General features: G+C 71.2%; 11 protein-coding genes. 3 read left to right on the top strand and 8 right to left on the bottom strand.

Annotated elements, in window-relative coordinates; translation table 11 throughout:
- Positions 1-154: 154 nt before the first annotated feature.
- The 3 genes from ACZ5OX_RS11355 to ACZ5OX_RS11345 all read right to left on the bottom strand — a co-directional run bounded on the left by ACZ5OX_RS11355 (position 155) and on the right by ACZ5OX_RS11345 (position 3481).
- Entirely contained in the window at positions 155-1714 is a 1560-nt protein-coding gene (locus ACZ5OX_RS11355) for a phosphatidylinositol-specific phospholipase C domain-containing protein (protein ID WP_465629678.1), read from the bottom strand.
- Between the two features lie 185 nt (positions 1715-1899).
- Entirely contained in the window at positions 1900-3252 is a 1353-nt protein-coding gene (gene lysA, locus ACZ5OX_RS11350; RefSeq protein ID WP_465629677.1) for a diaminopimelate decarboxylase, read from the bottom strand.
- A 40-nt stretch (positions 3253-3292) separates the two neighbouring features.
- A complete protein-coding gene (locus tag ACZ5OX_RS11345; protein ID WP_465629676.1) occupies positions 3293-3481 on the bottom strand; it encodes a hypothetical protein in 189 nt (62 codons plus the stop codon).
- A 301-nt stretch (positions 3482-3782) separates the two neighbouring features.
- On the opposite strand from ACZ5OX_RS11345, the gene kdpB reads away from it, so the two are divergent.
- Together kdpB and ACZ5OX_RS11335 are read left to right on the top strand one after the other, a co-directional pair.
- Positions 3783-5978: a potassium-transporting ATPase subunit KdpB gene (kdpB, locus tag ACZ5OX_RS11340; RefSeq protein ID WP_465629675.1), complete on the top strand. Its 2196-nt coding sequence runs from the start codon at positions 3783-3785 to the stop codon at positions 5976-5978.
- Positions 5979-6194: 216 nt separating this feature from the next.
- Positions 6195-6680, top strand: a complete 486-nt coding sequence (locus ACZ5OX_RS11335; RefSeq protein ID WP_465629674.1) for a universal stress protein — start codon at positions 6195-6197, stop codon at positions 6678-6680.
- A 254-nt stretch (positions 6681-6934) separates the two neighbouring features.
- On the opposite strand, the gene ACZ5OX_RS11330 is transcribed toward ACZ5OX_RS11335, so the two are convergent.
- Positions 6935-8140 carry an alpha/beta hydrolase gene (locus tag ACZ5OX_RS11330; RefSeq protein ID WP_465629673.1) on the bottom strand — a complete coding sequence of 402 codons (1206 nt, stop codon included), beginning with the start codon at positions 8138-8140 and terminating at the stop codon, positions 6935-6937.
- Positions 8141-8572: 432 nt separating this feature from the next.
- On the opposite strand from ACZ5OX_RS11330, the gene ACZ5OX_RS11325 reads away from it, so the two are divergent.
- Positions 8573-9037 (top strand): hypothetical protein, encoded by a 465-nt coding sequence (locus ACZ5OX_RS11325; RefSeq protein ID WP_402412806.1) that lies wholly within the window; start codon positions 8573-8575, stop codon positions 9035-9037.
- Here the strand turns inward: ACZ5OX_RS11325 and ACZ5OX_RS11320 are convergent.
- The 4 genes from ACZ5OX_RS11320 to ACZ5OX_RS11305 form a co-directional block, all read right to left on the bottom strand.
- Entirely contained in the window at positions 9025-9654 is a 630-nt protein-coding gene (locus ACZ5OX_RS11320) for a hypothetical protein (protein ID WP_465629672.1), read from the bottom strand. The genes ACZ5OX_RS11325 and ACZ5OX_RS11320 overlap by 13 nt on opposite strands.
- Positions 9655-9747: 93 nt before the next feature.
- Positions 9748-13527: an HD domain-containing protein gene (locus ACZ5OX_RS11315; protein ID WP_465629671.1), complete on the bottom strand. Its 3780-nt coding sequence runs from the start codon at positions 13525-13527 to the stop codon at positions 9748-9750.
- Between the two features lie 49 nt (positions 13528-13576).
- The gene (locus ACZ5OX_RS11310) at positions 13577-13999 is read right to left on the bottom strand and encodes a cupredoxin domain-containing protein (protein ID WP_465629670.1); all 423 of its coding nucleotides are present in this window, start codon (positions 13997-13999) and stop codon (positions 13577-13579) included.
- On the bottom strand, positions 13999-14436 hold the full coding sequence (locus ACZ5OX_RS11305) for a hypothetical protein (RefSeq protein WP_465629669.1): 438 nt from the start codon (positions 14434-14436) through the stop codon (positions 13999-14001). The genes ACZ5OX_RS11310 and ACZ5OX_RS11305 overlap by 1 nt, the downstream gene beginning before the upstream one ends.
- Between the last annotated feature and the right edge of the window lie 23 nt (positions 14437-14459).

The following is a 14459-nucleotide window of genomic DNA, read 5'->3' as shown; positions in this document are numbered from 1 at the left end:
TGTGCCCTCTCCACACGTCCGACACCAGCAAGACCAGGCCGCAGACACCCACTCTCGTCCTTTTTGGGAAGGAACAAAGGGCGGCGGGGAGAGGCAAAACCCCCCCCCCCCCCCCCCAGGCCGGAGGGAGCCGAGGCCCGGAGGGCAGTGCGCGTCAGGCCGGGCAGGCGTCCTGGGTCACCTTGCCGCCCGCGGTGGACGCGGTCGCCGGGTCCACCGACAGGCACAGGCCCGTCCACTGGTTGATGAACTTGTAGGCCGTCGTGCGCTTGCCCCCGACCTCGATCTGGGTCGGGATGACGTTCCACAGCTGGCTGCCCGAGAACCAGCGGGTCTCACAGCCCCACCAGAACAACTGGGTCCCGGCCCCCGGCGGGGTGCCGTTGTTGTAGGGGACGGTCAGGCACTTGCCGTTGTTGGCCTTGATCCAGTAATAGCCCTGGCCGTCGTACGGCGGCTTCTCGGCTCCCCACTGGTGGCTGCTGGGCGGCGTCGACTGGCACGCGCGCTGGGTGACCAGACCACCGGAGTTGGAACTGTCGAACTCCGGCCCCCGGACCATGCACCGGTGGTACTTGCTGTCGACGTAGGTCTTGTCGGCGTTGACCAGCCAGACGGCCTGGTGGGCGCCCTTGACGACGTGGTCCTGGTTGCGGGCGATGATGTTCTCCACCAGCGCCCAGCCGGGGAAGTCCATCATGACGACGCCGAGGCGGCCCTTGCCCCCGCCGTTGTTGAGGTAGTTCATCAACTGGAAGTTGACGCCCGGAAGGTTGACGGGCGCCTTGCCGCCCACGTAGGTCACGTGTCCGCCCGCGTACGCGTACGGGTTCAGGAGGGGGGCGTTGGACGCCGACGTGTACGTCACGAACATGTGGCCGCTGCCGTCGCCGACCGCCCGGTCGATGTTCGCCTTGACGTACTCCCACTTCTTGCGGGCGTCGGGCACGTCGAAGTGGTCCTCCTGGTGGTCGTTGAAGGTCCCGATCCCGTAGCTGTCGCTGTCGAGGCCGTCGAAGCTGCCCAGCACGACCTTCCCGCGGACGTCCGAGAGCTGGGGAACGTAGGCCTTGGTGCCGTTGACCACCGACGGGGCGTAGAACAGGCCGGGATACCGGGACACGTAGTCCGCGAAGATCTCCCTGCGCCTGTCGTTGGTGACCGTCTTCGGATCGTCGTCGCACTCGAACGTGCCGCCGCCACCGAGCGGGCACTCGGCCCTCAGCCGCATCACGATCGTCTCGCTCGGGTGCTTTCCGAGGAAGTCCCTCGCCTTGCCCAGGACGTCGTCGAAGTTGGCGTTCTGGTAGAACGACCCGTGGTGGACGGTGAAGTACTTGTTCTCGGTGACGCGGACCCGGATGTCGATGGCGCGGATCCCTCGATCCAGCTGCGCGCTCAGGGTGTTGGCGCTGTCGCCGAAGTCCTGCTGGGTCCGGACGGCGTCGCCCCCGTGGATGGCGAGGGTGTCGTGGGTGCCGGGCAGGGACAGTGACGCCAGCCAGGTGTCACCGGCGAGGTTCCGCATCCAGTCCGCCCGGGAGGTCGACCCGAGGTTGTTGTACGCGTCGCTGTTGCTCGTCCCGCTCGCCTCGGCGGAGGCGGGCGCGAGCAGGGCCGCGCTCGCGGCGACGCATGCCGTCACCAGGTGGGTCAGCCGGCGAAGTCGCCGCCGGGGCCTGGTGCGGGCATCGGGAGGGGAAGGGTGACGCATGGAAATCCTGTCGGACGGCGGAGAAGGTGATCATCTTCGTCAACGGCCGTCCGGGTCACACCGGTTCAACGGAGTTTCGGGCCTCCGTGAGAGTGCGTGGAAGTGTGTGGAAGTGCAGGGAAGTGCAGGGAAGTACGTGAGAAGTCGGCCCGGCCGACTTCTCACGCAGGCCCGCCCCGCCCCCTTCAGCGGCCGACCTCGCGCAGACGGAAGTCCTCGACCGTCTCCCGGCGGATCAGGAGACGGGCCCGGCCGTCCCTCACCGCGACCACGGCCGGGCGGCCGACCAGGTTGTAGCCGGAGGCCATGGAGAGCTGGTAGGCACCGGCCGCCGGCATGGCCAGCAGGTCGCCCGGGCGCAGGTCGGCGGGCAGCACGGCGTCCCGGACGAGCACGTCGCCGGCCTCGCAGTGGCGGCCGACCACGTCCACCCTCGCCTCCCCCGCCTCCGAGCGGCGGCCGACCAGCCGCACCGTGTACGGCGATCCGTACAGGGCCGGGCGCGGGTTGTCGCTCATGCCGCCGTCCACCGCGACGAAGCAGCGGCCGTCGGCGGTGTGCTTGACGGACAGCACCCGGTAGACCGCCACCGCGGCCGGTCCGGCGACGGCGCGGCCGGGTTCGACGAGCAGCCGGGGCACGTCCAGCCCGGCCTCGGCGCAGCGCACCGCCAGCCGGTCGGTCACCCGCACCGCGAACTCGGCGAGGTCCAGTTCGGCGTCCCCGGGCAGGTAGCGGATGCCGTGGCCGCCACCCAGGTCCAGCTCCGACAGCTCCACGCCGTGCCGCTCCCGCACCTCGGCGAGCAGCCGCACCAGCGCGTCCACCGCGAGCAGGTAGGGCTCCACCGAGGTGATCTGCGAGCCCAAGTGGCAGTGCAGCCCCGCCAGTTCGAGCCCAGGCTGGTCGAGCACCCGGGCGATGGCGTCCGCCGCGTCACCGCCCTCCACCGGGAAGCCGAACTTCTGCCCGCCGACGCCCGTCCGCACCGCCGCGTGGTGCCCGGCGGAGATCCCGGGCACCACCCGGACCAGCACCTTCTGCGGCGTGTCGGCGGCCACCAGCGCCGCCAGCCGCGCGATCTCCGCCGGGCCGTCGATCACGATCCGCCCGACCCGCAGCCGACGGGCCAGCCGCAGCTCCTCCGGGGACTTGGCGTTGCCGTGCAGCAGGATCCGCTGGGCCGGGAAGCCGGCCGAGACCGCCAGCCACAGCTCTCCCGACGAGCAGACGTCCAGCCCCAGCCCCTCCTGCTCCACCCAGTCGGCCATCGCGCTGCACAGGAAGGCCTTGGCCGCGTACAGCACCTCGGCGTGCGGCAGCGCCCGCCGGTAGGCCCGGGCCCGCCCCCGGACCTCGCCCTCGTCCAGCACGTACAGCGGGGTGCCGAACCGCTCGGCGGCCTCGGCCAGCCCCACACCGCCGACCAGCAGCTCGGCTCCCCGGCCGGGCCGCGCCGAGGCCGGCCAGGGGCCGCCGAGCGCGTCGGCGGGGGCGGTGGGAGCGGAGGGGACGGGCGGGGCGACGAGCTGGGTCATGGCGGCTGCTCCTGTGGGTGGCGGGGTGTTCCTGCGGGCGTCAGTCCTCGTAGTGCGCGGCGAACCGGCAGTGCGCCGGGCGGGTGCGAGCGCGGTCGACCACCGGGGCCGGTTCCGGCGGCTCGGGGCGGTCCCGGCGCCAGGCGACCGGAACCGGGCGGACCGTCCGCTCCGGCGGCTCGTCGACGTCGATGACGGCGGTGGCGGTGGTGGCGGTGGCGGTGGTCATGGCGAGGTCCCTTCGGGTGGCGGCGGCCCGTGCGGCCGTACCCCTCCAGTGGAGCCCCTCCGCACACCGACCGCACCCGTCCTTGACGCATGGCGTACGGCGGGGTCGCAGTCCTTGACGCCTTCCTGACAGCGGTCGGGCGGGGGTGTCAGGGAGCTGTCAAGGACTGCCGTTCCGCCGCCAAGCCCGTGTCAAGACCGGCATGTTCCCCGCCGGACGGGTGGTGGGCTGTCCGGCGTTCCCGCCGCTCCCCCGAAACCCGCCGCCCTGTCAACCGGGCGGCCCGGAAGGCCCCGAGACGATGCGCCGTTCGGCCCTCAGCACCCCGGACACCACCCCGGGCACCTCGCCCGATCAGAACTGGTTCCGCCGCCCGGAGCCCTCCCCGGCCTCCGCGCCCACGCCGCCACCGAGCCACCGGCCCACCTCGCCGGGCGGGCGGCGCCGGCTGATCACCCGCCGTCAGCTCGCCGAGGCGCTGCCCGCCGCCGTCCGCAAGCTCCACCCGCGCACCATGACGCGCAACCCGGTGATGCTGGTGGTCGAGACCGGCTCCGCGCTCACCACCATCAGCGCCGTCCTCCACCCGAGCGTCTTCTCCTGGGTGATCTCCTTCTGGCTCTGGCTGACCGTGCTGTTCGCCAACCTCGCCGAGGCCGTCGCGGAGAGCCGCGGCAAGGCGCAGGCCGACTCTCTGCGCCGCGCCCAGTCCGCCACCACCGCGCGGCGGCTGCCGCACTGGCGGGTCGGCACCCGCGACCACCGCCACGAGGTCATCCCCGCCGCGCAGTTGCTACCGCACGACATCGTCCTCGTCCCGGCCGGCGAGGTGATCCCGCAGGACGGCGAGGTGGTCGAGGGCATCGCTACCGTGGACGAATCCGCGATCACCGGGGAGTCCGCACCGGTGGTCCGGGAGTCCGGCGGCGACCGCACCGGTGTCACCGGCGGCACCAGGGTGCTGTCCGACCACCTCGTCATCCGGGTCACCTCCCGCCCCGGGCAGAGCTTCGTCGACCGGATGATCTCCCTGGTCGAGGGGGCCAACCGGCAGAAGACGCCGAACGAGGTCGCGCTCAACATCCTGCTGGCCTCGCTGACCATCGTCTTCCTGCTGTCCGTCGTCTCGCTCCAACCGATGGCGATCTACGCCCACGCACCCCAAACCACCGTTGTGCTGGTGGCGTTGATGGTCGCGCTCATCCCGACCACCATCGGCGCACTGCTCTCGGCGATCGGCATCGCCGGCATGGACCGGCTGGTGCAGCGCAACGTGGTCGCGCTCTCCGGCCGGGCGGTGGAGGCCGCCGGGGACGTGGACGTGCTGCTGCTCGACAAGACCGGCACCATCACCCACGGCAACCGCCGGGCAGTCGCCCTGCACCCACTCCCCGGCGCGACCACCGAACAGCTCGCCGAGGCAGCCCAGTTGGCCTCCGTCGCGGACGAGACGCCGGAGGGGCGGTCGCTGGTCGAACTGACCAACCGTCAGTACTGGCTGCCGCCGAGGGCCCCGGGCGAACTGGGCGAGCAGCAGCCCGTACCGTTCACCGCGCAGAGCCGGATGAGCGGCGTCGACCTCACCTGGCCGGACGGCACCACCTGCCTGATCCGCAAGGGGGCGGCCGGCGCCGTCGCCCGCTGGGTGGTGAACTCCGGCGGGCGGCTCCCGATGGAGGCCAAGCCGCTGGTGGACCGGATCTCCGAGTCCGGCGGCACCCCACTGCTGGTCGCGGTCCACGACCGGCACGGCGCACGGGCGTTGGGCGTGGTCGAGCTCAAGGACGTGGTGAAGGAGGGCATCGCCGAACGCTTCGCCGAACTGCGGCGGATGGGCATCCGTACGGTCATGGTCACCGGGGACAACCCACTGACCGCGCGCGCCATCGCCGCCGAGGCCGGGGTGGACGACGTCCTCGCCGAGGCCACCCCGGAGGACAAGCTCGCCCACCTGCGCCGCGAACAGGCCGCCGGGAACATGGTCGCGATGACCGGCGACGGCACCAACGACGCCCCCGCGCTCGCCCAGGCGGACGTCGGCGTCGCGATGAACTCCGGCACCCCGGCCGCCAAGGAGGCCGGCAACATGGTCGACCTCGACTCCAACCCGGCGAAGCTGATCGAGATCGTCCGGGTGGGCAAGCAACTCCTCATCACCCGAGGAGCGTTGACCACCTTCTCGATCACCAACGACGTGGCCAAGTTCTTCGCCATCATCCCCGCGATGTTCGCGAACGCCTATCCCGGGCTGCACCACCTCAACATCATGGAACTGCACAGCCCCACCTCGGCGATCGCCTCCGCGATCATCTTCAACGCGCTGATCATCATCGCCCTGATCCCGCTCGCCCTGCGCGGCGTGCGCTACCAGCCGGCCTCGGCGACCGACCTGCTGCGGCGCAACCTGCGGGTGTACGGGCTGGGCGGGCTGGTGCTGCCGTTCCTCGGCATCAAGGCGATCGACCTGCTGATCCGGTTCGTGCCGGGGCTGGGCTGACGGACCGGCCGGGGCCCCGGGCGAGGCGCGCCGCCCGGGAGATCCCCGCCGCCCCTGTCAGGAGTCCGTCAGGATGTGCGCGGCCCGCGTCATGGAGGTGTCAGCAGCGGTACGGACGGGTCCGTTCCGGGGTTCACTGGAGTCATCCGAAGCAAGGAGTGCCGAACCGGCGGAGCCCGATGGAGAGAGCCGCCGGAGAGACGGAGGCGAACGGCCATGACCGGGACCACCCGAGTGATCGTCGGCCTGAGCGGATCACTGAGCAGTCTGGCCGCCCTCTACCACGCCGTCGGCGAGGCGGCCCGGCACCGGGCGGTGCTGGTGCCCGTGGCCGCCTGGGCCACCACCGATCGTGACGGCCTGCGCCCGCGCTCCGAGTTGGAGCACGCCGCCCGCCGGCGCCTCGACGTCGCCTTCGAGCAGGCCTACGGCGGTTACCCGTCCGACCTGGTCATCCACCCGCTGGTGGTCAACGCCGAACCCGGCCCCGCCCTGGTCGGCGCCGTCACCGGCCCGGAGGACCTGCTCGTGCTCGGCGCCGCCACCCGTCGCCGCCTGGACCGCCTGCGGCACGGCTCGGTCGCCCGCCACTGCCGCCACCGGGCCGGCTGCCGGGTGGTCGAGGTCTCGCCCTCGGCCCTGCTCACCCGCCTCGAACTCCCGGCCCGCACCGGCGCACCGCTCCCGCTGCTGGCCCGCTGACGGGGCCTCGGCGACGGGGGCCGGGGTCGGGCTGTTCGGACCGCAGCAGCCGCTCAGCGGCGGACGTCCCTGGTGAGCGGCCAGGGCACGAGCAGGAGCCCGATCCCGATGGCCACCGCCTGAACGGCGCCGAGGCCGGACCGGATCAGCCCCGCCACCAGCAGGACGTCCACCGCGCCGGCCGCCCAGCGGTACGGAACCGTGAAGCCCCCCGCGCGGGCCCGGCCGGCTCCGACACGCTGACGGACGGGGCGCTACGCGGGCCCGCGCAGGTGGGCGCTCAGCCAGGTGAGGGCGGGCGGGAGCAGCCGCCCCCAGGTGGTGAAGTTGTGGCCGCCGGTGTCGACCGTCTCCTGGGCGACCACGAGCGGCGGGCGGGCCGCCGCCGCGAAGGCGCTGGAGTCGGCGTAGGTGCTGCCGTCCGCCTTGCTGTCCGCGAGCAGCACCGCGAGGGGCGGCATCGGCAGGTGGGCCAGGCGCCAGCCGAGGTCGGCCTCGGCGCGGCGCTGCGGACTGCCGGCGAAGAGGTCGCCCGTCGTGGCGTCCTCCGCCGCCTTGAAGTAGCCGGAGAGCGAGACCGCTACCGAGAAGGTCTGCGGGTGCTCCATGCCCAGTTTGACCGCGCAGTAGCCGCCGGTCGAGTCGCCGACGATCCCCAGGCTGCCGGTGCCGTCCAGCACCCGGTAGGAGGCCCGCAGGTCGGCGGGCACGTCGGTGGTGAAGTAGCTCTGCGCCTGCGGCCCGTTCGGGATGTCCTCGCACTCGCTGTCCCGGGGCATGGTCGGCGAGGGCCGCATCAGCACCAGCACGGTCGGCTCCATCGCCCCCTTGCGCAGCAGGTCGAGTTCGACGGCCGGGTAGCGGAGCCTGGTCACCAGGTTGGTGGCGTCGCCCGGGAAGCCGGTCAGCACCAGCGCGGCCGGGAAGTGCCGTTCCGCGCCGCCGGGTTGGAAGTACTGCGGCGGCAGGTAGACGTAGCCCTCGGTGCTCAGCCCGGTGGTCGCACCCGGCAGCCGCACCCGGTCGATCCGCCCGATTCGAGCTGGATCGCGACTGGCCGCCCCCACGCCGGTGATCTCCGCGGAGCCGATCACCTGCACTCCGGCCGCACCGGCCCCGGCCCCGGCTCCGGCTCCGGGGCTGGCACCGGCTCCGGGGCTGGCTCCGGCACCGGGGCTGGCTCCGGCACCGGTGCTCCCACCCGTCTGCTGGACCACGCCCGCGCCGTGTTCGCGTCCCAGCAGATCGGACCAGCTGTCGTAGAAGACGAAGTAGTCGTTGACGGCGAGCCCCAGCGTCACCAGCAGGACCAGTTGGGTGACGACGATGGTGCCGAGCCGCAGGAACATCGCGGGCCAGCTCCGCACGGCCAGCCGGGGCCAGACCCACAGCGTGCCGAGCACGGTGAACACCGCGAGCAGCGCCGTCAGAGCCAGCAGCTTGTGGCTGGTGAGTCCCATCGGTCCCGACCTCCCCTACCACTGTGGACTCCCGGTCGTGGAAACGGAGCTCCGTACTCAAAGTAGCCGGTCAGGCACCCCCGGACACGCCGCCGCGAGCGCGGGATCCGCAACTTCGACAGTCCTGTCGAAGTTGGCATGCCCGGGCTATGCTGACCCGAAGCCCACCCGCAGTCGGGCCCCTCGCCCCGTCGACGAACGCGCCGCCCAGGCGCGCCCGACCGGAAGGAGGTGCGGCACCAGCCTCCGAGAACCGGCCGACCGGCCAACAGGCCTCCCACAGCGCCTTCTTGACGAATCGTCAATTCCGATCCGCGATTTCACCGCCTGAGCCTTGACGCGTGCCCCAGGCCGCCCACCGCCGTTGTACGGAAGGTGAATCGCCGCGCCCACCCGAAACCCCCGGCCACCCCGCCGAGGAAGAGGTTCCGCATGACGACGTCCCGGACCCACCCGCGCCCCGCCGAAGCCGCGGTGCTGCTCACCGCGCTCAGCCTGCTCGTCCTGGAGGAGATCGCCCTCGGCATGGCCGAGGAGGAGGACCGCCCCGTCATCGGCGGCATCCTGATCGGCGCCTCCGGCACCGGCCTGCTGGTGGTCGGCGCGGTGCTGCTCAGCCGCTGGCTCGACCTCCGCCGCCCGCTCCCGCTGCCCCCGCCCGGCCCCAACGGCCGCGAGTACAGCGCCCGCGCCCTCGAGGGCTTCCCGATGGAGGCCGTCCGCCCACTGCTGCTCGCCGAGAACGCGCCCCAGCTCGGCCACCTGTACTCCGCCTGGATGCTCGCCCGGGCCGGCCGCCCGGCCCCCTGGATCGCCCGCCGCCTGGCCATCCCCCCGGACGCCGCCCAACTCCTGGTCGACGCCGCCCGCTCGGCGAGACTCGATCAGCGCCGCTGACCCGGCGCCGCACCCGCCTGCGCCACCAGGTACGGCACCAGCCCGCGCTCCGCCAACGCCGACCGCCAGGCCTCCCGCGCCAGCGGCAACTCCCCCGGCCCGTCCGACGCCTCCACGGCCCCGGCCCCGGCCCCCCTCGACCGGGCCGCCCCCAGCAGCCCCAGGCCGCCGACCACCAGACTCACCGCGGCCACCCCGGCCGACACCCACCCGGCCTCCACCAGCGCCCGCGCCAGCACCCCCAGGTCCTCGACCAGCCCCAGCACCGAGCCCAGCAGCAGGAAGATCACCGCCGCCGTCCCCGCGATGATCGGCACGACCACCCCCAACACCCCCCACCACCCCGACGCCCGCTCCCGCGCCGGCACCTCCACCGGCACCCGCGCCACCGCGTCCGCATCCGCCCGCAACGCCGCGTACCGCTCGTACTCCGGCGCCGCCGCGGCCAGCACGAACTCCGCGTTCTCCCGCGCCGCCCGCCGCAACCGCTCCACACCCCGAGCGTCCTCCCCCGTCTCCCGCAGCGCGGCCCGCACCTGCGGCGCGGCCAACGCCCGCCCGAGCTCCGTCTCGAAGTCCGCCCGATCCTGCTGCGGCAGCCGAAGCGGCCTGTCCATGCTCGTCCCCGATCGTCGCCCCGTTGTAGTTCTACAGAACTGTAGAACAAGGAGCAGCGTTGCAGCAGCCCTGTTCACGGGTGGATTCGGTGCTCAGGAGGGGTCGGCCATGGGGACCCGGGCGAGGGCGTCGCGGATCAGCTGGGCGGGGTCGGGGACGTCGATGCCCCACTCGCGGTACCACTGGGTGATCTGCACCATCGAGTGCCCTGTCTTCAGCGACAGCCTCAAGAGCTCGGCCAGGTCGAGATGCTCGACCCACAGCAGTCCGATCGATCGAGACCTACCTCGATTGAGGAGGACAACCGCTTGGTCCAAGGTGAGTCCGGCCGGCAACTCGCCACTGGACGAGACGATTCCGCGAGTCCGGAGGTGGCGAGCAAGATCTTCAGGCCGCCGCTGGAGTGTGCGAGCCGCCATGATCAACCGGGCAAACGGGACTGGATCCGCCACTCGCAGGTCCTCCCAGTCCATCGCACCATCGAGCAAGAACAGCTCCTCGTCCAGCCGGGCGAGCTTCTCCGGCAGAACAATCGAGATCTCCACGCCATAGACCCTGAACCGTTCGATCACTTCACGTAGCGAGGATTCCCGTGAACCCATCATGTCAAAAAGCTGTTCGAAGGTCAGATCGGCCGCATCCCGCAGCGGCTCCCCGTCCACCAGCAGCAACTCCAGATCCGCGACACATGCGTCCTCCGGAAAACGCTGCATGCGAAATCCCATGGCTCCGAGCGTCTCCGTGGCCCACTCCACAGAAACCCCCAGGTCTCGCAGTGCACACAATAGATGACGTGCCGGCACCTCCTCCGATCGGCTCAGCCATGGGCTGGAACCATTGAGTCCCCAACTCAGCAATGCCAGAGTCTCGTCCGAGACGGGCGATGGCAGGCCCGTTGGGTCTGCCTCCAGGCCGTGGTCCGCGATCGCTGCACAGACCCGGTCGATTGGCATCCCGAAGACCCGACTGGCTTTGGCCAGATGCCCCGGCGCAATCGCACCTCCTGGCTGCGGACCACTCCAGAAGGTTCCCTCCCCCGACCGCTCCCAGAGGAATAGCGGGTTGGTATCGACGGCAATCGCCAGATCCACGACCTCGTGAGTGGCATCCCGGCCCAGACGAACCCATGCATCTGCTGCTTCCGATGCGGAAATGCCGTTCAGATCGGCAATGACCAGGAGATTATTGACAGTCGCTGGCGATCGATCGTGCTCCTGCCGAAGGCGAACGCTACGCCTCGGGTGCACGCCGAGCTCATTTGCCCTGGCGCGAGCGCTCTCGGCCGAGACACCAAGCTTTCGCGAAAGCGCTGAGATCCAGCTGTCGTCCGGATGCATCAGGGACCACCCCCCTCGCGGCCCATCCGGCGCAAACACGGCAATGTCGGAGGGCATGGCGGGGCGCACCCTTCGAGACACGGAAGACCTAGGAAAGAACTCGGCTAGCTCCGGAATCAATCGCTCCATCCCATGCGCCATCAGCCGCCACAGCAGGACGTGGTCGGGCGGGCTTCCCATCACGTGCCTGGGGTTGAAATCATCCCGGTCCTCAAGCCACTTGATAATTCCGTCGTCAGCCAGGAAGCAGCCCGTACGGCGGGTCTCGTACTCAATACCGTGGTATTCGAATTGGCGGCCCTGCCGAATTACTTCGGTTCCCACCAGATCGGCGAGGTGGTAGTTTCCCTCCGTCACCCGGTGGATCCACTCCATACTCAGCACAGCCGAGTCGCCGCTCACGAAATCGGCTACTGCCGCCTCCAACAGCCCCCGGACCGACTCTGACAGGTCGCTGATGACGCGGCGGCGATCCACGGACAGCTTTGCTGGCGAGAACTCTCCGCTGAGGTTCACCACGACCCCTGACAACCCGCCCGCCGAGATGACTCCGCGAACGACGTCCGGCTCAGCCAGCAGGCCGTCAACCAACAAGGCGCCACCGTACTCACACCACGTCACCTGCGCGCCCTCCGGAGCATCGTTCCAGGGCGTCAACCGGCCCCAGGCACTGAAGCCGAAGGGTTCGTCCCGAGGCATCTCCCGCGCCTTCAGAACTCCGGACTCCCAGGCCGCCTCCCGGCTGTCGTGCACCGCCGACGTGGAGAACTCCGCCACGGCCAGGAGGCGTTCGAGGACTTCCACGCACGACCAGGACTCTGCCATCTCGATGTCGTCCCGCAGGTACAGCCGTACGGTGGTGCCCGGCGCGTGGCCCTGTTCCGACCGCTCGGCAATGCGGAAGAGGTGGCTCGGGCCGTAGATGGAAACATCCAGCTGCGAGCCCAACCGGCCCGAGGCGTCCATGCGGCAGGTCGATACCTTGATCTCGTCGGCGAGCATGAAGTAACTCAGCACGCCGATGCCGAAGCGGCTGTTGGGATACAGCTCAACGGGCGGGTCGACCTTTCGCCACTCTGCCCGTTCGAGCTTGTAGTCCAACTGCTCCGCGAAACGGGCGCCGGCGTTGGAGAAGACTCCTCGTAACTCCTCCTCGCCCATGCCGACGCCGTTGTCCTGGCACTCCAGGTAGGCGCGGCCGTCCTCGTCCACGCCTTGGCGGAACTCGATGCGCCCTTCGTACGTGAAGGTGGCAATGGGATTCGTGCGGTCCAGGTACTCCGTCCGGGCGCGGCGGTACCGGCAGGCGTCGAGGGCATTCTGGTAGAGCTCGCGAACGGCCAAGTCCCGGTCGCGATACAGCTCTACGCCCATCAGCAGACTGCGCACCCGGCGTTCATCCATGCGGAACCGCGCCCAGCCGGTGAACGCACCAGTGGCGGGGACGGCTTCGTCCGAGGTGAGGCGGGTCGGGAGCGGGTGATCGGTGAGGACGCGGCGGACGGCGTGGAGGAGTTCGTCGGCCCGGGCCGTGTACTCGTGCAGGCCCTCGACCACCGCCTCGTGGCTGCACTCGGCACGCAGTACCGGCAGGTCGTACGAGCCACCCCACGCAGCCTCGTCCAAGGTCCGGCGCAGGGCGGTGAGGTCGACCTCGTCCGGGATACCGAGGTGTTCGGCCACGATCTCGGGCAGAGCCGTCATCTCGATGGCGGTCCCGTATGCCAACGCCAGCAGCAGGGCCAACCGTTGCTCCCGGACCTGCTGCTCGCCCGGGGCCCTCAGGTGGTCATCCACGCTGAGGCTTGCCAGGTAGTCACGGTTGCCGACGTCGGGTCCCCGGCGCAGGCCGTGCAGCAGGGCGCAGACCCGCTTGAGTGCGAAGGTCTCGCCGAGGTCAGCAAGAGCCGGGAGTCGACCGAGGATCTCCTGCACACCCTCGGGGTCGACGAGGTCCTCGTGCTGGTCGAGCCAGCGGTGGAAGAGCCACCAGCCGAGGGGCGCCGCGGAGGCGGGGCGCGTCCGGGTGCGGCCCACCAGTAGGTCGTGGGACTCGATGAACTGCTCGTACGCCGCGCGGTCTGCGTCGGGCTCGGACGCAGGAGCAAGATCGGTCGGGCCGACGGAGACCCGTGCCGCCGCCAGGCGCAGTGAGCGGACGCGGTAGAGGAACGGCAGCACTGCCAGCAGCGCGGCCTCGGCCGGGTAGAGGTCCAAGCGACCCAGCAGCCAGTCGATCCGCTGCGCGAAGCGCTCCGCGATCCCGGGGTCCTGCCACGGGTCCTCGGCGAGCCCCGTCTCGTCCCGCAGCCGAGCCAACTCGCCGACGGCCTCCAGCGCGACACGCTGATAAGGCTCGACACCCCAGCCTTCCCGGACATGCTTCCAGACACGCGAGCCCGCGACGAGCTTCACCCAGTCGTCGGCGGTGTCGGGCACCGCCTGGGGCAGGCCCCCTAGGAAATTGACGGTCTCGGCCTGCACGGCCAGCCCGTGCACCGTGCCACTCATTGTGTTCGACGTGCTGTCGGCCATCCCTCGTGCCCTCCCCAGGTGCAGGGCACGAGCGTAGGGCAATCGCCCCTCAGGACACGGTCAGAATCCCGCGCATGAAGTGGTGGAAGGAGCACAGGTACGCGTACGCGCCCGGCTGGCTGGGCGCCGTCACCGTGGCGGTGGCGCCCGGGGCGATGGGGCCGGTGCCGAAGGTGCCGTCCTGGGCGGTGAGGGTGTGGGCGGTGGTACCGGTGTTGGTCACGGTGACCACCGCGCCGGGGCCGGCGGTGAAGTCGGCCGGTTCGAAGGAGAAGTCGCGCGCCGCCACCGTCCCGGCGGCAACGGACGGGCTGGGCGAGGCGGCCGGAGAGTTCTCCACGGACGGCGACACGACGGCGGGGCTGCTGGTCTCCTCCGGCGCCGGCCCCACCAGCGCGCTGACGCAGCCGGTCAGGGCGGGACCGGCCGCGAGCAGCAGCGCCAGGGCGACGGCCCGGAAACGGGACCGCATCACTCAGCGGTGACCAGCGTGACCCGCTTGGCGTCGGCGGCGGCGGGCGGGGTGGCGCCGAGGTCGGAGACGGTGGCGGTCAGGATGGCCTCGACGTCCGGGAGCCAGTTGTAGGTCTTGGACTGGACGATGACCTCCCGGGTCTGCGGCGTCCCGTCGCAGACGACGTCCGTTTCCGCCGTCCGGCTGGAGCCGAAGGCGGTGACGGTGGTGTCCTCCGGGTCCTTCTGTTCCACCGAGACGGTGAGCGAGCGGGCTTCCTCCGCGTTCGCGCAGACGTACCCGATCTCCACCCGGACCCGGCCGGCGGCCTTGGGGTCGATCCTGGCCTCACCGAGGGTGACGGCGGTGGCGACCGGGTCTTCGTCGGCCCAGGCGGGCACGGCGGCGCCGGTGAGGCCGGTGAGGCCGGTGAGAGCCGAGGTGAGTACCGTCATGATGATCCACCGTTGCACTGCAG

This window comes from Kitasatospora sp. NPDC032121 (assembly GCF_055580145.1).
The sequence above is the reverse complement of the archived record's forward strand: the minus strand, read 5'-3'. Positions and strand labels throughout refer to the sequence as shown.

Bases quoted from the DNA above. Each gene is read 5' to 3' on its own strand.
- ACZ5OX_RS11310 (WP_465629670.1), bottom strand. From the start codon at position 13,999: ATGCGGTCCCGTTTCCGGGCCGTCGCCCTGGCGCTGCTGCTCGCGGCC.
- ACZ5OX_RS11315 (WP_465629671.1), bottom strand. From the start codon at position 13,527: ATGGCCGACAGCACGTCGAACACAATGAGTGGCACGGTGCACGGGCTG.
- ACZ5OX_RS11305 (WP_465629669.1), bottom strand. From the start codon at position 14,436: ATGACGGTACTCACCTCGGCTCTCACCGGCCTCACCGGCCTCACCGGC.
- ACZ5OX_RS11335 (WP_465629674.1), top strand. From the start codon at position 6,195: ATGACCGGGACCACCCGAGTGATCGTCGGCCTGAGCGGATCACTGAGC.
- lysA (WP_465629677.1), bottom strand. From the start codon at position 3,252: ATGACCCAGCTCGTCGCCCCGCCCGTCCCCTCCGCTCCCACCGCCCCC.
- ACZ5OX_RS11345 (WP_465629676.1), bottom strand. From the start codon at position 3,481: ATGACCACCGCCACCGCCACCACCGCCACCGCCGTCATCGACGTCGAC.
- ACZ5OX_RS11330 (WP_465629673.1), bottom strand. From the start codon at position 8,140: ATGGGACTCACCAGCCACAAGCTGCTGGCTCTGACGGCGCTGCTCGCG.
- kdpB (WP_465629675.1), top strand. From the start codon at position 3,783: ATGCGCCGTTCGGCCCTCAGCACCCCGGACACCACCCCGGGCACCTCG.
- ACZ5OX_RS11320 (WP_465629672.1), bottom strand. From the start codon at position 9,654: ATGGACAGGCCGCTTCGGCTGCCGCAGCAGGATCGGGCGGACTTCGAG.
- ACZ5OX_RS11325 (WP_402412806.1), top strand. From the start codon at position 8,573: ATGACGACGTCCCGGACCCACCCGCGCCCCGCCGAAGCCGCGGTGCTG.
- ACZ5OX_RS11355 (WP_465629678.1), bottom strand. From the start codon at position 1,714: ATGCGTCACCCTTCCCCTCCCGATGCCCGCACCAGGCCCCGGCGGCGA.